Below are 21,732 nucleotides of genomic sequence, written 5' to 3'. Positions count from 1 at the left end.
CACCCGCCCGTTTGGCCCCGCCGGGTAACGGGTGGGCGGGCGGGAAGGATCGCCGCGAAGCGGCGGCTTGTCCTGCAAGGTCAACGCGCGCACGCACGCAGGCCGGAGCTCAGCCCGCCGCAGGCGATCCGCACGCAGGCCGGAGCTCAGCCCGCCGCAGGCGATCCGCACGCAGGCCGGAGCTCAGCCCGCCGCAGGCGAAGCGCGCCCCCACCCCCGCCCAGCGACACCGCTCAAGCGCACGACGCAACGCAAATCACGTTTCGGCCCCGCTAGCCGAATGGGTCTAGACCGCGCCATGAGCCTGAGACCACAATCGCTCCCACAACGGATCGGCGCAGTTACAGCACGTACCCATGAGGGGGCCGGTATGAAGCGACGGGTCATCGCGGCAGGTATCGCCATGACGCTCGGACTGACCGCGACGGCATGCGGCAGCGATGACGGGGGCGACAGCGGAGACAAGGCGACCGACGGCAAGGGCAAGACCCTCACCGTATGGATCATGGAGGGGACGAACCCCGACGCCAGGCCCTTCTTCAAGGAGGCCGGGAAGGCGTTCCAGAAGAAGACCGGCGCCAAGATCCACGTCGAGTACCAGCAGTGGGCCACCGCGCAGAAGAAGTTCACCACCGCCATCGAGGGCGGCGAGGGCCAGGTCCCCGACGTCGCCGAGGTCGGCACGACCTGGGTGCCGCAGTTCGCCGAGACCGACGCGCTCGTCGACGTGACGGACGACGTCAAGAAGTCGGGCCTTGGCAACGACCTGGTCGAGGGCCTCAAGGACGCGGGCACGCTCGACGGCAAGCAGTACGGCATGCCCTGGTACGCGGGCGTCCGCAGCATCGTCTACCGCAAGGACATCTTCGAGAAGCACAAGCTCAAGGCGCCGACCACCTGGAAGGAGCTCCAGTCCACGGCCAAGACGCTGAAGGACAAGGAGCCCGGAATGATCCCCTTCCCGGTAGCCGGTGGCGCCGAGATGTTCGCCGCCCCCTTCATCTGGGGCGCCGGCGGCGAACTCGCCACGGAGCAGGACGGCAAGTGGAAGTCCGGCATCAACTCGCCCGAAGCCGTGAAGGGCATCGAGTTCTACACAGGCCTCGCCACCAAGGGCAAGGTCTCCCCGGCCAAGGTGAACACCTGGACGGAGAAGGAGGTCGGCGACGCCTGGGGCAAGGGCCAGGTCGCGATGTCCGTCAACGGCAACTGGACCCCGAAGGCCATCGTCGAGGCCAACCCGGACCTCAAGGGCAAGCTGGGCGCCGTGCCGATCCCCGGCCAGAACGGCGGCATGAGCAAGTCCTTCCTCGGCGGCTCCTACCTGTCCACGTTCAACACGGACAAGAAGGACCTCGCCTGGGAGTTCGTGAAGATGCTGACCACAGGTGACTTCGCCGCCAAGTGGGCCGCCGAGACCAACTACTTCCCCGGTCAGAACTCCGAACTGAAGAAGATCGAGGCGAAGAAGGACCCGCTGGTCGAGCCGTTCGCCAAGCAGATGCTGGAGGCGGGCGCGACCGTCCCCAAGACCAAGGCGTACGGCGAGATCCAGGCGTCTCAGGTGGTCACCGGCATGGTCCAGTCCATCCTGAACGGTAAGGCGACTGTTCAGGAGGCCGCCGACAAGGCCGCCAAGGACATGGACGCCATCTTCGCCAAGAGCGAGTAACGGCGGTGAAGGACACACTCGTTGGTGGCGAACCGCAGACAGAGACCGTGGTCGGCCACCCGTCGCCCGAAGGCCCCTCCTCCGAGAACCTGGCCGCTCTGCGCCGCAAACGCCTGGCGAGTGTCGCCCGCCCGTGGCTGCTGCTCGCCCCCGCCCTCCTGGTCCTCGCAGGTCTGTTGCTCTGGCCGCTGGTTCAAGTCGGAAAGCTGTCCCTGCAGGACTACGAGGTCAAGTTCGGCGGCGGCGTCGGCACGTTCACCGGACTCGACCACTACACGGAGCTGCTGACCAGCTCGCTGCTGTGGAAGACGGTCCTTCCGAACACACTGTTCTTCGCCGTCGCCTGCGTCGGTCTGACTGTCGTGCTCGGTACGCTCGTCGCCCTGCTGCTCAACCGGCTCGGGCCCGTCTGGCGGCTGATCTGCTCCATCTCGATCCTGTCCGCCTGGGCCATGCCGGCCGTCACCGGCACCTATGTGTGGATCTGGCTGTTCCAGCCGCAGGACGGCATGGTCAGCCAGGTTGCGGGCTCGCTCGGTCTGATCGACCCGGAGACCACCAACTGGTTCACCGAGCGGATCCCGTTCTATGCGATCGCCACGGTGAACGTGGTGCACCACGGCTTCCCGTTCGTCGCCATCACCATCTTCGCGGGCCTCCTGACGATTCCCAAGGAGCTCTACGAGGCGGGCATGATCGACGGAGCCAACGCCTGGGAGCGGTTCTGGAAGATCACCGTGCCGACCATCAAGCCCGTCTTCCTGGTGGTGACGATTCTGTCGACCATCTGGGACTTCAAGGTCTTCACCCAGATCTTCCTCATGCCGGGCGGTAACGGCGCCAACCCTGACGTCTACAACCTGGGCGTCTACTCATACATCCAGGCCTTCGCCAAGAACGACTACGCCAAGGGAGCCGCGGCAGCTGTCCTGCTCACCCTGCTGCTCCTGGCGATCACCGTCTTCTACGTCCGTACGCTGTTCAAGCAGGGTGAGGAGGACCTGTGACCACGCTCAAGCTCTCGGCTCCACGGCGCCGGGGGGATGCTCGTCGCCGCGGGGCGGGAGGCCGTATCGGACTCCCGCTCGCGGTCGCGGCGCTGCTCCTGTTCACCCTGTTCCCGGTGTACTGGATGGTCTCGACGGCCCTCGATCCGACAGCGAACACCCGGGGAGCGGACGTCCTGCCGAGCGGCCTCACCTTCGAGCACTTCACCGTCGTGTTCGAGAAGGGGAACTTCGGCACCTTCCTGCTGAATTCGGCCATCGTCGGCTTCGGCACGATCCTGGCCGCGGCAGTGCTGTCGCTGTTCGCCGCCATCGCGGTGGCCCGCTTCAAGTTCCGGTTCCGCACCTTGGTGTTGATCATGGTCCTCATCGTCCAGATGGTCCCGCTCGAGGCCCTGGTCATTCCGCTGTTCCTGCAAATGCGCGACTACGATCTGCTCAACTCGCTGCTCGGCCTGACCATCGTGTACATCGCGCTCTCACTGCCCTTCGCCATCTGGACGCTGCGCGGCTTTGTCGTGACGGTGCCCAAGGAAGTGGAGGAGGCCGCGTACATCGACGGCTGCGGCTGGGGCCGCATGTTCTGGTCCGTTTTGCTGCCCCTTGTCGCTCCGGGTCTGGTGGCGACCAGTATCTTCGCTTTCATTACGGCGTGGAACGAATTCATCTTTGCCTACGTTTTCATGCAGGACAGCGCGAAATACACGGCGGCCGTGGGAATCTTCCAGTTCGCGGGCGAGAATTCGACGGCGTGGGGCCCTGTGATGGCGGCTTCGACGCTGATCACACTGCCGGTCCTGCTGTTCTTCGTCGTCGTGCAGCGGCGCTTGGCGTCGGGTCTGGCCGCGGGAGCCGTGAAGGGCTGACACCTCATCTCGTGGGTACTGATTTCATTGGGCACCGATAGTTCTGTTGAAGGGTTGACCGCTATGCGGCGGCGCCCCTAGCCTTTCCTTGATCGCGGCGATTGACCAGTGCTGCGGCGACACGTTTTAACGTGAGGGGGAAGGTTGAGAACGTCGATTCTCAAAGTTTCCGTGTCCATGGGTGCGGTCTTTCTGGCGTCGTCAGCGATGTCGGGTGTCGCACAGGCACAGGATTCGGAAGTCGATGCGGTGCGGGCAGCGGGTCCGCCGGTCGGAGCGATCTGTTCCGAGACCACGGGAACACATGCCTGCTTCGAAAAGAGTGGCGACAAATTCTGGGTCAAAGACACGAAGGCGGACGGACATTATTCCGCGATGCTGGCTTCATGGGGGCCGATCTTCCAGGGCGACATGATCTGTCGAAACAAATCGGGCAGTGATGCCGGCTGGACATACTGTGATTTCTCCAGCGAGATTCCCGAGCACAATAAGGTCTGGTTCCGCGCCGACACCATGGAAGGCGACGGAATCGTCTCGTCAGGTGGCGTCGTGTGGTCCTGGAGCAGCGACTGACAGGCCCGACGTCCCCTGAAGTGAAGGATATTGCTCATGAAGTGGAAAAGTGTCGCTGGGACCGCTTTCGGCTTCGCTGTCAGTGCCGTGTTCTGCCTGAGCGGAACGGCAGCCGCAAGTGATGACACGGCCGAGCAGGGTGCCAGGGTCGGACCTCCGGTAGGCGCTCCGTGCTCCCAGGGCAGAGGCACGCACGCATGTTTCGAGAAGTCCGGTGACAAGTTCTGGGTAAAGGACACGGGGAAGGATGGCTGGTTCCCCAGGGTGTACTGGACCTATAAGGGCTCAGAACTGGTGTGGAAGGGAAGTTGCAGTGACCATCTGGGTTCCGACGCCGGATGGACCTCCTGCAGTTTCGCCGATGAAATCGCAGAGAACAAAACCATCTACTTCCAAGCGTTCAACATGGTGAGCGACAACGTCGAGGCGCCTGAGATGCAGGGGCCCGGCGTCTACGCCAAGTCGAGCTGAACGCGTACGCCGGTGTGGCACGGCCCCGCCCGGGGCCGTGCCACACCGGCGTCGTATCTCCTACTTGTACTTGGGGACCTTGAACGTCTCCCCGTACACCTTCCACGTCAGTGGCGTCTTCAGGCCCAGATTGCCGTCGTAGAGGAACTGGCGCTGGGCCGTCTCGACGCGGCTCGTGTCGCGGTGGGCCTTCTTCTCCTTCATCGCCTGGGTGCGGATGTCGAGGAAGATGTCCAGGTACGCCTTCTCCTTGCCGCCCTGCGCGGGCGTGTTCGCCTCCTTCAGCGCCGCCTCGCGCAGGCCGTAGAAACCGCGGGCGCCCGTGCCGGGGCCGTGCAGGACCATCGCGTCGTAATAGATGAACTGGCCCAGCGTGCCGAGCCCGTCGAGCTTGGCCAGGCGCACCGCCGGGTCGAAGTAGACGCGGTCGCGCGTCCCGTCCTGGGCCTTCCGGAACGCGGGCTTCGCCGCCTCCGCCTTCCACGCCTCGGTGAAACCGGGGTCCAGGCCCTCGTGCGAGTCGCTGCCGTCGACCTTGCGCAGGGCGGGCAGATAGCGGGCGAGGCCGTTGTCCGGGTGGTCCTTCGTGTAGCGCTCGACGAGGGTCAGCAGGTCATTGGTGCCGGTGCAGAAGCCGATGATGCCCGCGGTGTAGCCGTTCCCGTCGCCGATGTCCTCGATGTAGCCGTACTGGCCGCGCCAGTTCAGCGTGGAGTTCTCCGCGCTGGTCACGAGCTTCTGGGCCAGCTCCTTCTTGGCGGGCGTCGCGAGACCCGGGGGAAGCTGCGCGATCAGCTTGTCGTCCGCCTTGATCTCGTCCGCCGACTTGTCCTTGTCGTACGGACGCTGGGTGCCGGAAGGCATCCCGTCGGCTCCCGAGGCATCGCTGTCCGAGTCCCCGCCCAGGAGGTAGACGGCGACCGTGGCGACCGGGGCGACGGCGAGAAGAAGGAGGCCTGCGCGTTTCATTCGCACAAGAGTACGTGCGGTTGCGCGGTAGCGCGCCTTCCGGATCCGACTCTATTGACTAATAGTCAATTTCACTCCAGTCTCGGGAGCCGTACGGAGCCGTACCCGGCCATGGGAGGCCCGATGAGCACCGAAGCACGGGAGCAGCTGAGCAAGGAGCTGCGGGACGAACCACCGGAATCCTTCGAGCAGTTGGCACCCGAGCAGGCCGCTCTGCTGGCGGACGCCCTGAAGCGGGAACGTGAGCGCCGCGCGTCGGGCCTGAACGAGGCCGCCGAGGAGGCACTGAAACTGGTGCCCGCGCTGGCCAGGGGCCCCGTACGCCGAATTCTGTTCCGTTAGGGAGGGGCAGGCCATGGACAAGCTGCGGAGCAGGGCGGAGACCCTGAAGATCGCGCGTCTCCTCGATGTGGACGCGGACGGACTCGCCTTCCTCCAGGAGCTCCCCGTCGAGGACGTGCGCCGCTTCCGCGAGAGCTGTGTCGCGGCGCTCTTCGACCGTACGCCCGAGATGCTGGACCGGATCGCGTCCGCGACGAAGCTCGTGCCGGCCGGGGTGGCGGCCGCCATCTCGCAGAAGGCACTCGGACCGCGGCTCGCCGCCGCGGTCGCGGGGCGCCTCGAACCGACGCGGGCCGCGGACATCATCGAGAAGCTGCCGGTGCCGTTCACCGCGGAGTCGTGCGGGCATCTCGACCCGCGCAGGATCAAGGGCATCGTCGACCGGCTCGACGAGGATCTGGTGGTGCGGATCGCGGTGGCACTGGCCGAGCGCGGCGACCACCTGACGATGGGCCGCTTCGTCGGCTACCTCCGGGACTCCTCCCTGAGCCGGATCCTGCCGCAGGTGGACGACGCGGCTGTCCTGCGGACGGGCTTCATGATCGACGTGCCCGAACGGCTGGGCCAGATCATCGACCTGATGGGCGCGGAACGCCTGGCGTCGGTCATCGCCTCGGCCCCGGGGGAGGGGCTGTGGCCCCAGGCGCTTGCCGTGGCCGGGATGGTGACGGGGGAGCAGCGGTCCCGCATCGCCTCGCTGGCCGCGGCACGCCCGCCGGAGCAGCTGGACTCCCTGGTCGTGACGGTGAGCGAGCAGGACCTCTGGGAGTCCCTGCTGCCGCTGGTCGCGCTTCTCGGCGAGGAGGAGCTGCGGGCGGTCGCGGTGCTTCCCTCGCTGCGGGACGCGGGGGTGCTGGGTGGGGTGGTGCGGACCGTCGTGGGGACGGGGCTTTGGGCGGAGTTCTTGCCGTTGGTGGAGTTGCTGCCGGATGCAGGGCGGCAGGTGGTGGCGAATGAGGCGGCCGCTCTGACGGATGTGGAACTGGACGCGCTCGCCCGCGAAGTCAGCAAGCGGGACCTCTGGGAACTGGTCCTGCCGCTCGTGGAGCTGATGGACGACGGTGCGAAGCGGCGGATCTTCGCGCTGCCGGCGTTTCAGGAGCAGGTGGGGTAGGACGGTCTTTTCCCCAACCCCGCCCCTTCCCGAAAACTCGCTCTGGCGCGAGAGCCTTGGTGGGCGTCGTCACCGGCTCCGCCGAGTTCGTCCTCGAACGCCGGCCGGGCTGAGTGGTTCAGCCCCTGGGGGTCCCCCGGACGAAGTCTGGGGGAGTTCGAGGAGCGGGGTCCGGGGCGGAGCCCCGGTTTCGGTCAGGGGTGGGGTTGGGGAAGGCCCCGCAGGGACCGCACCTACCCCGTCGTCGACCCCCCGTCCACCGCGAACTCGGCCCCCGTGATGTACGACGACGCCTCCGACGCGAGGAAGAGGACCAGCTCCCCGACCTCCTCGGGGCGGCCCATCCGGCCCAGCGGCAGATGGGACCAGTCACGGCCGGCGGAGGCCGAGGAGATCATCGGGGTGTCGATCGCCCCCGGGTGAACGGAGTTGACCCGCACCCCGTACTCCGCGAGGTCCAGCGCCGAGGACCGCGTCAGCCCCCGCAACCCGAACTTCGTCGAGCCGTACGCCGCGTGCCCCCGAATCCCCACCAGACCCGCCGTCGACGAAACGTTCACGATCGAGCCGCCCCCGGCCTCCCGCAGCGCGGGCAGAACCGCCTGGATGCCCAGGAACGGGCCGAGGAGATTGACCCGGACCAGGGTCTCGAAGTTCTCGTACGTCTCCTTCTCCACGGACGCCGTCCGCCACAGCGCGGCGTTGTTCACGAGCGCGTCCAGGCGGCCGAAGGCCTCCACCCCGGCCGCCACGGCCGACGCCCAGCTCTCCGCGTCCGTGACGTCATGACGTACGAAGAGGCCCTGCTCACCGAGGGACTTGGCGACCTCCCGCCCCTCCTCCCGCCGGACATCCGTCACCACCACCCGCGCCCCCGCCTCCGCGAAGAGCCGTGCCTCGGCGGCCCCCTGCCCCCGGCCCGCACCGGTGATCAGTACTGTCTTGCCCTCAAGCCCGTAAGAGATCACGTCACCGCCAAGAAGGGACAGGGGTCAGGAGAATGGGGCCGCACATGGGACCGGCGATCAGCCTGAGCAAGGTGGAAGAGGCGGCGCCCGCCCTCGTGAGCCTCTACAAGACCGCGGGGGTCAGCCTGCGCAAGCACGGCCTGGACGGCCAACGCGCCGCGGTCTACCTCGTCGTCGACTACTCCGGCTCCATGAAGCCGTACTACACGGACGGCACCGTCCAGGCCCTGGCCGACCGCGTCCTTGGTCTGTCCGCGCACTTCGACGACGACGGCACCGTGCCCACGGTCTTCTTCTCCACGGACGTGGACGCCGTCACGGAGATCGCCCTCGACCGCCACCACGGGCGGATCGACGAGATCGTCGCTGGGCTCGGCCACATGGGCAAGACCAGCTACCACCTGGCGATGGACGCGGTGATCGACCACTACGTGGACAGCGGTTCCACGGCGCCCGCCCTGGTCGTCTTCCAGACCGACGGCGGTCCCATCAACAAGCTCGCCGCCGAGCGGTACCTGTGCAAGGCGTCGAAGCTGCCGCTGTTCTGGCAGTTCATCGGCTTCGGCGACGCGAAGAGCAAGCAGTTCGACTACCTCCGCAAGCTCGACGAGCTCGCCGTCCCCGCCAAGCGCGCCGTCGACAACGCGGGCTTCTTCCACGCGGGCCACGACCCCCGGACCGTCCCGGACGACCGTCTGTACGACCAACTGGTGGGGGAGTTCCCGACCTGGCTCGCGGCGGCGCGGGCACAGGGGATCGTGGCCGCCTGACCCCCGCGGCCCGCGCACGCCGAGCGCCTCAGTCGACCATCCGCTCCCGCAGCGCGAGAGTCGTCCGCGTATCAAGCCCGAGTCCCTTCCTCAGATAGCCGCTGAGGCTTCCGTACCGCTTCTCCACCTCGGTCAGCGCCGCCTCCAGATAGCCGGTGCGGACCTCCTGGAGCGGGATCAGCAGATCCGGGTTCTGCATCAGGCCGCTCTGCCTCAAGCCCTCGCGCACCTTCGCGTCGTACGCGGCCCGGTAGGTGTTGGACGCCAGGAAGTCGCGTACGGCGGTGTGCTCGGGGACGCCGACGGCGCGCAGCAGCAGATAGCTGGTCCAGCCGGTACGGTCCTTGCCGGCCGTGCAGTGGTAGAGCAGCGGTGACGCCTTGCCGCCCTGCGCGACATCGCGCAGGGTCGCCGCGAACTGCGCGCGGTTCGGTCCGTCGGTGACGAAGGTGCGGTAGACGTCGCGCATGAAGGCGTCCGCCTTGCCGTTGCCCAGCATCTCCTCCTGCTTGACCGGGTCCCGGGAGCCGATCACGGTCATCAGCGTCGTGAAGAGGCCGTTGTCGCTGATGGGGCGGGACGTCGGGGCGAGCCCGGCGGGCAGCCGGTCGGGCCCGTCGTACTGGACCTCGGCGGGCACCCGGAAGTCGACGACCTTCTTCAGGCGGAGCCCGGAGAGGGTCGCGACGTCGGCGTCGGTGAGCTTCGCGAGGGCGTCGGCGCGGAAGACCTGGCCGTAGCGCACGCGCTCGCCGTCGTAGGTGCGGTAGCCGCCCAGGTCCCTTACGTTGACGGCGCCTTGGAGGGGTATCTGGCGTACGCCGTCGGACGCGGGGCGGGGGTGGTGCGGGGCGTGCCGGGCCGTGCCGCGCTCGGGTGCGGTGGGTTCGGCGTGGGCCGCCCAGGCGGGCAGGGTGCCCAGGGCGAGGGCGGAGACCGCGACTCCGACTGCCGTACGGGTTCGGGTGATGCGCATTGGGCCGCCTTCCTCGGTAGCGGTCGCCATGGCCACTCGTCGCTCAACCAAGCGATTGTTTGGTTGAAGGTAGCGGGGTGCCCTGACATGAGGAAGGTGCGCGCGGCAGGTATCTCGCCGCCCGTGGGTGCTGTGGGTGCCGTGGGATGCCGTGGGTGCTGCTCCGGGGGCCTCATGGCAGCCCCTAAGCGGGCGGGCCCCTCGTCCGTGTTAGGCTTATGCGTCGCAGTTTTGGTACCCATGAACTTTATGTGCGCCTGACGGGAATGCTCCGAGGGCGCATTATTGTTTTTTTCCGGTCTCTCCGGGATGGGGGTCATTGCAGCGCTTGGAATCCACAATTCCGTGGTTTTCCTTACTCTGCCCCTGTTGAGGAGATTGACATGGCAACTGGCACCGTTAAGTGGTTTAACTCGGAAAAGGGCTTCGGCTTCATCGAGCAGGACGGCGGCGGCCCCGACGTCTTCGCCCACTACTCGAACATCGCGTCCTCGGGCTTCCGTGAGCTCCTCGAGGGCCAGAAGGTTTCCTTCGACGTCACGCAGGGCCAGAAGGGCCTGCAGGCCGAGAACATCGTTCCCGCCTGATCGTCGTAGCACGCGAACCTCTTAGCCGGGGCCCGCACCGGAAAGGTGCGGGTCCCGGCTTGTGCTGTCACCAGGTCCAGGAAGGCATTTCCGTATGAATCGCTCCGAACGCCCTGCGCGTCCTGCCCGCAGGCGCTCCACGAACGCACGCGGAAAGGCCCCGGTGGCCGGCGGCGGCCAGGCGAAGGGCGCCGCGAAGAAGCCGGGCCGCGCCAAGCCGAGGCCCGTCGGCGGCGAATTCGCGCTGCCCGAGAGCATCACGCCCGCGCTGCCCGCGGTCGAGGCGTTCGCCGACCTGGACATGCCCGAGGCGCTCCTGAAGACGCTGGCCGCGCAGGGCGTGACCGAGCCCTTCCCGATCCAGGCCGCCACGCTTCCCAACTCACTCGCCGGCCGCGACATCCTCGGCCGTGGCCGCACCGGTTCCGGCAAGACCCTCGCCTTCGGCCTCGCGCTCCTGGCCCGCACCGCGGGCCGCCGCGCCGAGCCGCGCTCTCCCCTCGCCCTGGTCCTGGTCCCGACGCGTGAGCTCGCGCAGCAGGTGACGGACGCGCTGACGCCGTACGCGACCTCCGTGAACCTCCGTATGTCGACGGTCGTCGGCGGCCTGTCCATCACCAAGCAGGCGGGTACGCTCCGCCGCGGCGCCGAGATCATGGTGGCCACGCCCGGCCGCCTCAAGGACCTGATCGAGCGCGGCGACGCGGACCTCTCGCAGGTGCGCACGACGGTCCTCGACGAGGCCGACCAGATGGCCGACATGGGCTTCATGCCGCAGGTCACCGCGCTCCTGAAGCAGGTCGAGCAGGGCGGCCAGACGATGCTCTTCTCCGCCACGCTCGACAAGAACATCGACCGCCTGGTCCGGATGTTCCTCACCGACCCGGTGGTGCACTCGGTCGACCCGTCCGCGGGCGCCGTCACGACGATGGAACACCACGTCCTGTACGTGCAGGACGAGACCGACAAGAAGGCCGTCGCCCTGCGCATCGCCGCCCGTGAGGGCCGGGTGATCATGTTCCTGGACACCAAGCGCGCCGTGGACCGCTTCACCAAGCGGCTGCTCGCCAACGGTGTGCGCGCCTCCGGTCTGCACGGCGGCCGTTCGCAGCCGCAGCGCAACCGGACCCTGGACCAGTTCAAGACCGGGCAGGTCACCGCGCTTGTCGCCACCAACGTCGCGGCACGCGGCATCCACGTCGACGACCTCGACCTCGTGGTGAACGTCGACCCGCCCACCGACCACAAGGACTACCTCCACCGCGGTGGGCGCACGGCGCGTGCCGGTGAGTCCGGCAGTGTCGTCACGCTCGTTCTGCCCGACGAGAAGCGGGAGATGACGCGTCTGATGTCCGACGCGGAGATCAACCCGAAGACGGCGCGAGTGAAGTCCACGGACGATGAGCTGTCCCGCATCACCGGCGCGCGCGAGCCGTCCGGGGTGCCGGTGGTGATCGAGGTCCCGCAGCAGCAGCAGGCTTCGCCGCAGCGGGGACGGCGGCGCCCTGCCGGGCAGGGTGGCGGCCAGCGGCGTTCGCGCCCCCAGGGCCAGTCGCAGTCCCAGGGCGGCGGCCAGGGTCAGCCCCGGTCCCAGTCGCAGGGCGGCAGGCCCTCCGGGGGCGGCAGCACCGGCACCGGCGGTGGCCGCGCGAGGCGTGGCAACGGTCGCCCCAGCGGGGGCGCGGGGCGCAGGGCGGCGTAGTGCGTGGCCCCGGCGGGGGCTTGTACCCCCTGCCGGGGCAAGCGCCCCGTACCCGACCCTGACCGAACAAGCCTTCCCGCCCACCCGCCCGATCGCCCCGCAGGGGAGGATCTGATGACCGAGAACGAGATGCGGCCCCAGCGTCAGCTCCTGCCCGTCGTGGAGGGCGACGACCGGCAGGATCTGCGTGCGGACTGCGGCAGTTGCTTCGGGCTCTGCTGCGTCGCCCTCACCTTCTCCAAGTCCTCGGACTTCCCCGTCGACAAGGCCGCCGGCACCCCCTGCACCAACCTCCAGCAGGACTTCCGCTGCGGCATCCACCAGAAGCTGCGCCAGAAGGGCTTCGCCGGCTGCACGGTCTACGACTGCTTCGGCGCCGGTCAGAGGGTCTCGCGCTCCACGTACGGCGGCGTCGACTGGCGCCAGGACCCCGACACCGCCCGCCAGATGTTCGACGTCTTCCCGGTGATGCGCCAACTGCACGAACTGCTCTGGTACTTGACCGAGGCCCTCGCCCTGCCCCGGACCCAGCCGATCCAAGCGGAGCTCCGGCGCGCGCTGGACAAGACCGAGCACCTCGCCCAGGGCGCCCCCGCCGCCGTGGCCGAGACGGACGTGGCCGCACACCGTGAGGACATCAACGTCCTCCTCCTGCGCACCAGCGACCTCGTGCGCGCGGACATCCGCCGGAAGAAGAAGGACCGCCGGGGAGCCGACCTCTTCGGCGCACGCCTGCGCGGCGCCGACCTCCGAGGCGTCACCCTCCGCGGCGCCTACCTCATCGCCGCCGACCTCCGCGGCGCGGACCTGCGCCAAGCCGACCTGATCGGCGCGGACTTCCGGGACGCGGACCTGCGGGGCGCGGACCTCACCGGCAGCATCTTCCTGACGCAGTCGCAGGTGAACGCGGCGAAGGGCGACGACGGGACGAAACTGCCACCGGCCCTGACGCGCCCGGCGCACTGGGGCTAGCCGGGCCGCTGGTTGCCCCGTCCGCCCACCGTCACGTGTCGCACTCCAGCACCGTCCGGCACAACGTGCACCGCGCCCGCATCCGCCCCCGAGCGGGCAGCCGGATCCGCTGCTGACAGGTAGGGCAGGGGAACGAGACCCGCAGCGGCTCGGCCCCGCCCGCGTCACGGGAGAAGGAGTACGCCCCGCGGGGGGACGCGCCCCCACCCGCCCCCGCTCCACCGGAGCCGAGCGCGTGCCGCCGGTCCTTCGCGTACCGCCGCCGGCCCGCCCACCCCGCTGCGGTCAGGGGAGGCTGCTGCTCGTCGCGGCGGGCCTGCGCGAGCCCCTTCGTGTAGGCGGTGTACGCCTGCGCGCTGGTGAACCACGTCTCGGGTGCCTCACCGAAGGCGATGGCCCGCTTGGCCAGCACGTACCCGAACTCCTCCGGCGTGAGATACCCGAGCTTCTGCGACGAGGCGCCGTCCTCGCGGTAGGCGTCCAGGAGGAGCCACCCCGCACCCAGATACGTGGTCGCGGTGTCCGTGAGGATCTCGTTGTCGCGGGTCCCGGGGAACGCCAGATCAAGCCGGTGCAGATACACGTGCATGACCTCGTGGGCCAGCGCCGCGCCGATGTCCCTGCGGTGCGTACGGAACCGGTCGTTGAGTTCGATGAAGTACTCGGGCCCCGCGGCGAGTTCGACGTTCGCCGCGTGTTCCATCTCGCGGAAGCTGACGATCATGCGGGCGTCCGGGAGGCGGAGGTGGCGGACCATCTCGCGGGCCACGCGCTGCACGCCCAGATGCAGGTCGTCCTGGTCGCAGAACGCGACGTCGGCGGGGGCGATGCTGGTGTCGAAGGTGTGGACGCCGTCGTACGACAGGCGTTTGTACAGCGCGGTGATCGCCGAGCGCACCGTCTCCAGGTGGGGGTAGCCGTGCACCACCGGCCCGCCGTCCGCCATGCCGGCACCCCCTGAAGACGTTCCTGACCCGACTCCACTGTAAGGCGGCCTCCGTCGGCAGAACCGGGCCACACGGCAGGTGTTGGCCGAAAACCGCCCCTTGCTCTATGCGGACACCGATCTCCATAATCCGACCCAACGCTTTGGCGGGCTCATGCCATTCTCGCGTTCGTCGTGGGGAGGGGAGCGGTCCGCCGTCGCGTGCAACCCCCCACGAACCCCCCACGAAGGGAAGCCCGTTGAACACCAAGCTGCGTGGAGTCAAGAGAGCCGCCACCCTCGGCGCCATCGCCCTCGCCGCCGTCAGTCTCCAGCCCGTCGCCGCGTCCGCGGCCCCGCACCCCGGCCCCACCCCGGGTGAGCGCGTGGTCGGCGGCACCCCCGCCGAGCAGGGTGAATTCCCGTTCATGGTCCGTCTGTCCATGGGCTGTGGCGGTTCGCTGTACGCCAAGGACATCGTGCTGACCGCCGCCCACTGTGTGGACGGCTCGGGCGACAACACGAGCATCACCGCCACCGGTGGTGTCGTGGACCTGGAGAGCCCGGACGCGATCAAGGTGAAGTCCACGAAGGTCCTGCAGGCGCCGGGCTACAACGGCAAGGGCAAGGACTGGGCGCTCATCAAGCTGGCGAAGCCGATCGACCAGCCCACGCTGAAGATCGCCAAGGACACCAAGTTCAACGAGGGCGAGTTCGACATCGCCGGCTGGGGTGCCGACAAGGAGGGTGGCGCGCAGCAGCGTTATCTCCTCAAGGCGAAGGTGCCCTTCGTGAGCGACGCGGACTGCGAGGCCGCGTACGGCGGCGACCTCACGCCCGGCGAGGAGCTCTGCGCCGGGAAGCTGGCGGAGGGCGGCGTGGACACCTGCCAGGGTGACTCCGGCGGCCCCATGTTCCGCAAGGACGAGGCCGGTGAGTACATCCAGGTGGGCATCGTCAGCTGGGGCAACGGCTGCGCGCAGCCCAAGTTCCCCGGGGTCTACACCGAGGTGTCGACGTTCGCCGGTGACATAGAGAAGGCGGCATCGGAACTCTGAGGTTCCGCTGGACGCGGGGTCTGACCAGTGCTGGTCGGGCCCCGCGTTCTTGCTGTGCGGGCGGCTGACAGCTGCGGAGCTGGTCCGTCCTGGGGTGCGGGGCCGCGCCGGTATGTCCGTCCTCGCTATCGTCCGGTGGCCGTTGGGCTGCTGCGGCTCCGGAGTGCCGCGAGCCGTGCTCCGGGCAGACATACCGGCACGTCCCCTCGCGAGCGTCGCCGACTGCGGCCGATCGGTGGCTGATCGATGGTGCTGCGGGGCAATCGGTTGGGTGGGTGGGAAAGGCTTGTTCGTCCAGGGGTGGATGCGGGGTCTCGTTAGTCCAAGTCCTGGCTCCCCTTTGTCCATGGGCCCGCACGCCCCTCCCGGCGCAGGGTGACCGCACCGAGATCCGTCCCACGGAGGGGTGCCATGCAGCCGTCAGACACGTCCGGCCCAAGCCGCAGAGCCGTAGTCGCCACGGGCGCGCTCGCCGGGGTCGGCGCCGCCGTCGGCCTCGGGGGCGTCGCGACCGCCGCGCCGGGCGAAGCCGTCCTCCGCTCGGCCGAGCTCGAAGTGCGGGTCGCCACCGACTTCCCCCGCATCGTCTCGTACACGGACCGTGCCTCCGAAGCGGTCCTGCACGCACAACCGGAGGCCGTCACCACGCTTCTGGTGGACGACGTCACGCACACCCCGACGGTGACCACCAAGAGGCGCGGGGGTCATCGGATCGAGTACGTGCTCGGGCTCGGCGGCGGCAAGACCACCCTCACCGTCGAGATCGCCGTCGAAGGGCGCCAAGTCCGGTGGCGGGTAAGCGAGATCGACGATTCCGACGCCCTGCGCGTCGGCACGCTCCGCATCCCCGGCCTCGCCCTCCTCGCCGTACGCAGCGATCAGCCCGGAGCCACCCTCCTCGCCGCCAAGGTCCAGCTCGACAAGGCCAAGAGCGGCGACACCGAGGTCAAGCCGGCCCCGGACACCGCCGCGGAAGCGGCCATCGGATGCGCCTACGCCGTCGTCGCGCACGACACGCTGGGCGGCGCCGTCGAGACCAACACCGTCTACGACAAGCCCACCACCGAGGCCGGGACCACCTGGGACAACGGCCGGTTGTGGCGGGAGACCGTCAGGAGGGATGGGCACGTCGAGGCTCGGCTGACCCCGGGGGAGTGGACCTACCGCGCGGCCACCGCCGCCGTCGCCGACACCGAGCCTCTCCCGTACGCCACCGTCGTCATCACCGGCGACCGCAACGGCGACGGCAAGGTCGACTGGCAGGACGCCGCCATCGCGTTCCGCGACATCATGGTGAAGCCGCTCGGCGCGGACGAGCAGCATCTGCGCGTCGTCCCGCACATCCCGTTCAACTTCGCGTCGCAGGCGACCAATCCGTTCCTGGCGACGCTCGACAACGTCAAGCGGATCCACCTGGCCACGGACGGACTGCGGCAGTACACGCTGCTCAAGGGCTATCAGTCCGAGGGGCACGACTCCGCACATCCCGACTACGCGGGCAACCACAACACGCGCGCGGGAGGCCTTGACGACCTCAACACCCTGGTCAGGGAAGGCAAGAAGTGGAACAGCGACTTCAGTGTGCATGTGAACGCGACGGAGTCCTATCCCGTCGCGAACGCGTTCTCCGAGAAGCTCGTCGACAAGGCCAATGAGCAGTGGGACTGGCTCGATCAGAGCTACCGCATCGATCAGCGGCGTGACCTGGTGTCGGGTGACATCGTCAAGCGGTTCGCCGATCTGCGGGACGAGGCCGACGGCGCGCTCAACGCTCTCTACATCGACGTGTTCCGTGAGTCCGGGTGGACCTCCGACCGGCTGCAGCGCGCCCTGCGCGAGCAGGGCTGGATCGTCACCAGCGAGTGGGGGCACGGCTTCGAGCGCTCGTCCGTCTGGTCGCACTGGGCGACGGAACCGGATTACGGCCCTGATACGTCCCGGGGTATCAACTCCCGGCTGATCCGCTTCATCCGGAACCATCAGAAGGACGTGTTCGCCGACAAGTGGCCCACGCTGCTCGGTATCGCCCGCATGGGCAATTTCGAAGGATGGGTCGGAAAGACCGACTGGGCGTACTTCTACGATCTGATCTGGACCGACTCGCTGCCCGCCAAGTATCTCCAGGCCTACCCCATCAAATCCTGGGGCGAGCACGAGATCACTTTCTTCGGGGGGACTGAAACCACGGTCTCCGACGCCGGCGGCAGCCGTCGCATCGTCACCGATGGCCGAGTCGTCTACGACAAGGGGAGCTATCTGCTTCCGTGGGAGCCCCGTAAGGCCACTGACCCCGCCAAGCTCTATCACTACAACCCGGAGGGCGGAAAAGGGACGTGGGCGCTGCCGCGCGGCTGGTCCGGGCTCTCCAAGGTGGCGTTGTACCGGCTCACCGACCAAGGACGGGTCCTCGTCGCCGACGTTCCGGTGCGCGGCGGCAAGGTGACCATCGACGCCAAGGCCAAGCAGCCCTACGTCCTCTACCGTCGGCGTGCCGCCGCGCTGCCCGACCCCGGCTGGGGGCAGGCCAGCCCACTGCACGACCCCGGATTCAACTCCGGGTCCCTGCGCGGGTGGAAGGCCTCCGGGCCCACCTCCGTTGAGCTCAGCAAGCTCGGCGACCACGAACTCGTCATCGGGTCGGGCGGCAAGGCCGCCGTCGGCCAGCGGTTGCGCCGCCTGAAGGCAGGAGCGTACGTCGCCTCCGTCCAGGTCGAGGTCGGGGAGAAGGCCGGCGACGAGCGCAAGGCCACCCTGGAGGTGCGCACCGCCGACGGCGTCACCGCAGCCAACTGGACGCGGACCTCCACGGCGGGCAACTACGTGGCGGCCGACCGCAAGCACGGCACCCGCTTCCAGCGGATCTTCGTGCCCTTCACCGTCCCCGCGGGCGGCGGTCCGGCCGAGCTGACGCTACGGGCCGAAGCGGGCCACGCGCGCGTGCGCTTCGACAACGTACGCATCGTGTCGACCACCCGGGACAGCGCCCCTGAAGAGGGCAGGCTCGTCTCCGAGGACTTCGAGCATGTGCCGCAGGGCTGGGGGCCGTTCGTGAAGGGTGACGCGGGAGATGTCACCGACCCGCGCACCCACATCGCGCAACGGCACGCCCCATACACGCAGCGCGGCTGGAACGGCAAGGCCATCGACGACGTCATCGACGGCTCACAGTCCCTCAAGTCCCGCGGCGAGAACGCCGGGCTCGTCTACCGCACCGTCCCGCACACCGCCCGCTTCGAGGCGGGCAAGCGCTACCGCGTCACCTTCCGGTACGAGAACGAGAAGGCGGGGCAGTACGCGTGGATCACCGCCGTGGACGAGCCCGCGGCCCGTGAGATCGACCGCAAGGAGCTGCCCGTCGCGACCGAACCCACGGACCTGACCTACGAGTTCACGGCCCCCGCCAAGGGCGAGGCGTGGGTCGGGCTGCGCAAGAGCGGGGACGACGGAACCGCCGAGTTCGCGCTGGATGCCTTCGAGGTGCGAGAGGTCTGAGGCGACCAGAGGAAGCCGGGGAGGCCGCTCGCGGCTCCCCGGCCTCCTCACACCCTCGGCTCCGGCTCCCCGGCTTCCTCACACCTTCGGCTACCGGCTTCCCACACTCTCTACAGCGTTCGCGGGACCGGGGACAGGGAGAGCTCCCCGGCTCCCGCCGCCCCCTCCAGCTCCAGCACCCACACCTCGTTCGCGCCCTCCCGCAGCACCGGCCCGGGAACGTACAGCGAGGTCTGCGGGCCCACCGACCAGTAGCGGCCCACATTGAAGCCGTTCACCCAAGCGAACCCCCTTGTCCAGGACGGCAGTTCGAGGGACGCGTCACCGGGGGCCGCCACCTCGACCGTGCCGCGGTACAGGCCGCCACGGCCCGAAGGTGTCTCTCGGGCCGCCGGAACTCCCCGCACCGCCGACGGCACGTCGAACGCGGCCAGGCGCAGCCCCCTGGCCCCCACCCCATGCAGGTACTGCCGCTCATGCAGCACCCCGCCCGTGATGCCCTTCGCCTCGCCGGTCCGCGGCCCGTAGTTGACCCTCCCCAGGGACTCCACCCACAGCTCCACGCGCGTGTGCCCCGCGACGGGCTCGGCGAGAGCCGGTTCCTCCTCGGTCAGGACACCGGCCCGCACCCCGTCCACGTACACCACGGCCAGATCCCGCAGCCCGCGAACCCTCAGCGGGTACGGCTGCCGCGGACCCGGCACCGTCAGCGTGTACTGGACCAGGCCGCGGTCGACGTCGAGCTCTTCGAAGGTGGGCGGTACGGCGTACTCCGCCACGGGACCGCCGAGCGACTCCATGACGGCGGACAGCGGGGACCACTGCGTGAGACCGACCGCAGCGCGCTCGCCGAGCGAGGGCAGCGGCGCGGGCGGCTCCGGGAGCGGGCCCCGCGCGTACGGGGCGAGCACCTCACGAAAGCGCCAGAACTTCTCCGTGGGGCGCCCGAACTCGTCGATCGGCGCGTCATAGTCGTACGAGGTGACGTCCGGCTCCAGGACGCCGTCATGCAGGGCCCCGCCACCCCGGTTCGCCCCCGCCCACCCGCCGAAGTTCGTGCCGCCGTGCGCCATGTAGAGGTTCACCGAGGCCCCGCACTCCAGGATCTCGCGCAACGCGTCCGCCGCGTCGGCGGCATCCCGCGTCACATGCTCCGCGCCCCAGTGGTCGAACCAGCCGCACCAGAACTCCATGCACATCAACGGCCCCTTGGGGCGGTGCCCCCGCAGCGTCCCGAAACCCGCGCGGGCCTGCGAGCCGAAGTTGACGGTCGCCAGCACACCGGGGACGGACCCGCCGGTCAGCATGTGGTCCTCGGGCCCGTCGGACGTGAACAGCGGCACGCTCACGCCCTCGGCGCGCAGCAGCTCGGCGAGATGACGGAGGTAGACCTGGTCCGAGCCGTAGCTGCCGTACTCGTTCTCCACCTGCACCATGATCACGGCGCCGCCCCGGTCGTGCTGGCGCGGGACGACCTCCGCCAGAACACGGCCGAACCACCGGTCCACGTGCCCCAGATACTCCTCGTCGCGGGTCCGCGCGCGCGGACCCACCGCGCCCGTCAGCCAGTGCGGAAGGCCGCCGTTCTCCCACTCGGCGCAGATGTACGGACCGGGCCGGACGATCGCCCACAGGCCCGCGTCCCGGGCGGCGTCCAGGAAACGGCCGAGCGCCCCGACGTCGCTGAACTCCCCGGGGCGCGGCTCGTGCAGGTTCCACGGGACGTACGTCTCCACACAGTTGAGCCCCATCGCGCGCAACATCGCGAGGCGGTGGCCCCACTGCGCCTCGTGCACCCGGAAGTAGTGCAGCGCACCGGAGAGCAGCCGTACGGGCCGCCCGTCCAGTTCGAAATCGTCCTCGCCCACCCTGAAGCCGTTCATCGTGTCCTCTCGCTCACATGACGCTTCACCACGATCACCTCTGGCGGGCGGCAGGGTCCATGGACAAAGATCTAGGTGGGTTGGACGCAGCGAGCGGGCCGCGGCCCGAAGGGAAGGGGCACCAGCGGATGTACCACACGTGGATGCGGTATTTCACGCCGAGCCCGGCCCACCACCGCCTCGGCCTCGCCTGCCTCGGGGTGGGCCTGCAGCACGGCCTCCTGCCGACCGTGGGCCCACGCACCCTCGACCACCACGTCGCCGTCGTCGTGAGCGCGGGCGGCGGCTGGTTCCAGGGACCCGACGGCCCGCGTACGAGGGTGACGGCGCCCGCCCTGATCTGGCTCACCCCCGGCGTGCGCCACCACTACGGGCCCGACCCGGAGACCGGCTGGGACGAGTGCTTCGTCGACTTCACCGGGCCCGCCACGACGACGTACACCGAACTCGGCTACATAGAACCCACCCGGCCCGTCGTGCCGCTCTCCGACGCCACCGGGGCACGGGCCGCCGTCGGGCGCATCGCGCGCGCCGCACGCCGCGGCAACCCGCTCCTGGAAGTCGAGACGGGCGCCGCCGTCCACGAACTCCTCGTCGCGCTGCGCAGGGCCCGCGCCGACATCGCCCCCGACGGCGACCCTGTCCTCCAGGCACTGGCCCGCGACGCCTTCCAGCCACTGTCCGTCGCCGAGCACGCGGCACGGCACGGCATGACACCCGCGGAACTGCGCACGGCGGTGCGCAGGGGCGCGGGCTGCAGCCCCAAGGACTACCTCCTCGGCATCCGCCTCGGCCGCGCCAAGGAGCTGCTCGCCGCCACGGAGCTCCCGGTCGCCGCCATCGCGCGCCGCGTCGGCTACGACGACCCCGCGTACTTCTCGCGTCTTTTCACGCGCCGCGTGGGCATGGCACCCGTCCGCTTCCGTGAGCAGCAGGGACGCACGGTCCCCGGCGGCTGGTCGCAGCAGATCCCCGACCCGGACCACCCGCCGATCCTGCGGTCTTCCGCCGTCGGCGGCGAAGGAACAGCAACGTAGGCTCGTGGACCATGACCACCAGCCACACAAGTGACGCGAACGGAGCCGGGGCCGCGGACGAGGCCGTGCGCGCCGAGCTGTCCCGCCTGCGCGACAGCATCGACAACATCGACGCCGCCGTCGTCCACATGCTCGCCGAGCGCTTCAAGTGCACCCAGCAGGTCGGCCATCTCAAGGCCAACCACCACCTCCCGCCCGCCGACCCGGACCGCGAGGCCCGTCAGATCGCCAGGCTGCGCGAGCTCGCCGAGAGCGCGAAGCTGGACCCGGCGTTCGCCGAGAAGCTCCTGAACTTCATCATCGCGGAGGTCATCCGCCACCACGAGACGATCGCCAAGTCGTCGTGAC

20 protein-coding genes are annotated in these 21,732 nt (G+C 69.1%); 15 read left to right on the top strand and 5 right to left on the bottom strand.

The window, feature by feature from the left end; all coding sequences use genetic code 11:
• The first annotated feature begins 370 nt into the window (after nt 1–370).
• From ACZ5WE_RS01430 to ACZ5WE_RS01410, 5 genes are all read left to right on the top strand, one after another.
• Entirely contained in the window at nt 371–1,672 is a 1,302-nt protein-coding gene (locus ACZ5WE_RS01430; RefSeq protein ID WP_467689948.1) for a sugar ABC transporter substrate-binding protein, read from the top strand.
• Between the two features lie 47 nt (nt 1,673–1,719).
• Nucleotides 1,720–2,679 carry a carbohydrate ABC transporter permease gene (locus tag ACZ5WE_RS01425; RefSeq protein ID WP_467690363.1) on the top strand — a complete coding sequence of 320 codons (960 nt, stop codon included), beginning with the start codon at nt 1,720–1,722 and terminating at the stop codon, nt 2,677–2,679.
• The gene (locus ACZ5WE_RS01420) at nt 2,676–3,545 is read left to right on the top strand and encodes a carbohydrate ABC transporter permease (RefSeq protein ID WP_467689949.1); all 870 of its coding nucleotides are present in this window, start codon (nt 2,676–2,678) and stop codon (nt 3,543–3,545) included. Before ACZ5WE_RS01425 ends, ACZ5WE_RS01420 begins: the two co-directional genes overlap by 4 nt.
• Before the next feature lie 177 nt (nt 3,546–3,722).
• Nucleotides 3,723–4,118, top strand: coding sequence for a hypothetical protein (locus ACZ5WE_RS01415; protein ID WP_467689950.1), 396 nt, complete (start codon nt 3,723–3,725; stop codon nt 4,116–4,118).
• A gap of 36 nt (nt 4,119–4,154) precedes the next feature.
• The gene (locus ACZ5WE_RS01410) at nt 4,155–4,589 is read left to right on the top strand and encodes a hypothetical protein (RefSeq protein WP_467689951.1); all 435 of its coding nucleotides are present in this window, start codon (nt 4,155–4,157) and stop codon (nt 4,587–4,589) included.
• A gap of 60 nt (nt 4,590–4,649) precedes the next feature.
• On the opposite strand, the gene ACZ5WE_RS01405 is transcribed toward ACZ5WE_RS01410, so the two are convergent.
• The gene (locus tag ACZ5WE_RS01405) at nt 4,650–5,558 is read right to left on the bottom strand and encodes a chitosanase (RefSeq protein ID WP_467689952.1); all 909 of its coding nucleotides are present in this window, start codon (nt 5,556–5,558) and stop codon (nt 4,650–4,652) included.
• A 123-nt stretch (nt 5,559–5,681) separates the two neighbouring features.
• Between ACZ5WE_RS01405 and ACZ5WE_RS01400 the strand changes: the two genes are divergently transcribed.
• Nucleotides 5,682–5,900, top strand: a complete 219-nt coding sequence (locus ACZ5WE_RS01400; RefSeq protein ID WP_467689953.1) for a hypothetical protein — start codon at nt 5,682–5,684, stop codon at nt 5,898–5,900.
• Between the two features lie 13 nt (nt 5,901–5,913).
• Nucleotides 5,914–7,014 carry a hypothetical protein gene (locus tag ACZ5WE_RS01395; RefSeq protein WP_467689954.1) on the top strand — a complete coding sequence of 367 codons (1,101 nt, stop codon included), beginning with the start codon at nt 5,914–5,916 and terminating at the stop codon, nt 7,012–7,014.
• 233 nt (nt 7,015–7,247) lie between these two features.
• On the opposite strand, the gene ACZ5WE_RS01390 is transcribed toward ACZ5WE_RS01395, so the two are convergent.
• Nucleotides 7,248–7,979: an SDR family NAD(P)-dependent oxidoreductase gene (locus ACZ5WE_RS01390; protein WP_467690364.1), complete on the bottom strand. Its 732-nt coding sequence runs from the start codon at nt 7,977–7,979 to the stop codon at nt 7,248–7,250.
• A gap of 47 nt (nt 7,980–8,026) precedes the next feature.
• On the opposite strand from ACZ5WE_RS01390, the gene ACZ5WE_RS01385 reads away from it, so the two are divergent.
• A complete protein-coding gene (locus ACZ5WE_RS01385; protein ID WP_467689955.1) occupies nt 8,027–8,752 on the top strand; it encodes a vWA domain-containing protein in 726 nt (241 codons plus the stop codon).
• Nucleotides 8,753–8,780: 28 nt separating this feature from the next.
• Here the strand turns inward: ACZ5WE_RS01385 and ACZ5WE_RS01380 are convergent, their stop codons facing one another.
• Entirely contained in the window at nt 8,781–9,728 is a 948-nt protein-coding gene (locus ACZ5WE_RS01380) for a tyrosine-protein phosphatase (protein WP_467689957.1), read from the bottom strand.
• Nucleotides 9,729–10,111: 383 nt separating this feature from the next.
• On the opposite strand from ACZ5WE_RS01380, the gene ACZ5WE_RS01375 reads away from it, so the two are divergent.
• The 3 genes from ACZ5WE_RS01375 (at nt 10,112) to ACZ5WE_RS01365 (ending at nt 12,989) form a co-directional block, all read left to right on the top strand.
• Entirely contained in the window at nt 10,112–10,315 is a 204-nt protein-coding gene (locus ACZ5WE_RS01375) for a cold-shock protein (protein ID WP_037661310.1), read from the top strand.
• A 94-nt stretch (nt 10,316–10,409) separates the two neighbouring features.
• The gene (locus ACZ5WE_RS01370) at nt 10,410–12,017 is read left to right on the top strand and encodes a DEAD/DEAH box helicase (RefSeq protein WP_467689958.1); all 1,608 of its coding nucleotides are present in this window, start codon (nt 10,410–10,412) and stop codon (nt 12,015–12,017) included.
• Between the two features lie 114 nt (nt 12,018–12,131).
• The gene (locus ACZ5WE_RS01365) at nt 12,132–12,989 is read left to right on the top strand and encodes a pentapeptide repeat-containing protein (RefSeq protein WP_467689959.1); all 858 of its coding nucleotides are present in this window, start codon (nt 12,132–12,134) and stop codon (nt 12,987–12,989) included.
• Between the two features lie 31 nt (nt 12,990–13,020).
• Here the strand turns inward: ACZ5WE_RS01365 and ACZ5WE_RS01360 are convergent, their stop codons facing one another.
• Nucleotides 13,021–13,935, bottom strand: a complete 915-nt coding sequence (locus ACZ5WE_RS01360) for a hypothetical protein (protein WP_467689960.1) — start codon at nt 13,933–13,935, stop codon at nt 13,021–13,023.
• Between the two features lie 239 nt (nt 13,936–14,174).
• Here ACZ5WE_RS01360 and ACZ5WE_RS01355 point away from each other — a divergent pair, with 239 nt between their 5' ends.
• Nucleotides 14,175–14,972 carry a S1 family peptidase gene (locus ACZ5WE_RS01355; RefSeq protein WP_467689961.1) on the top strand — a complete coding sequence of 266 codons (798 nt, stop codon included), beginning with the start codon at nt 14,175–14,177 and terminating at the stop codon, nt 14,970–14,972.
• A gap of 411 nt (nt 14,973–15,383) precedes the next feature.
• Nucleotides 15,384–18,464 (top strand): endo-alpha-N-acetylgalactosaminidase family protein, encoded by a 3,081-nt coding sequence (locus ACZ5WE_RS01350; protein WP_467689963.1) that lies wholly within the window; start codon nt 15,384–15,386, stop codon nt 18,462–18,464.
• Between the two features lie 110 nt (nt 18,465–18,574).
• Here ACZ5WE_RS01350 and ACZ5WE_RS01345 read toward each other — a convergent pair whose 3' ends face one another.
• Complete coding sequence (locus tag ACZ5WE_RS01345; RefSeq protein WP_467689965.1) at nt 18,575–20,347, bottom strand: glycoside hydrolase family 35 protein; 1,773 nt, start codon at nt 20,345–20,347, stop codon at nt 18,575–18,577.
• A 128-nt stretch (nt 20,348–20,475) separates the two neighbouring features.
• Between ACZ5WE_RS01345 and ACZ5WE_RS01340 the strand changes: the two genes are divergently transcribed.
• Complete coding sequence (locus ACZ5WE_RS01340) at nt 20,476–21,384, top strand: helix-turn-helix domain-containing protein (RefSeq protein ID WP_467689967.1); 909 nt, start codon at nt 20,476–20,478, stop codon at nt 21,382–21,384.
• A gap of 11 nt (nt 21,385–21,395) precedes the next feature.
• Complete coding sequence (locus tag ACZ5WE_RS01335) at nt 21,396–21,731, top strand: chorismate mutase (protein WP_351162242.1); 336 nt, start codon at nt 21,396–21,398, stop codon at nt 21,729–21,731.
• The last annotated feature ends 1 nt before the right edge of the window (nt 21,732 follow it).

This window comes from Streptomyces sp. NPDC033180 (genome assembly GCF_055577645.1).
The sequence above is the reverse complement of the archived record's forward strand: the minus strand, read 5'-3'. Positions and strand labels throughout refer to the sequence as shown.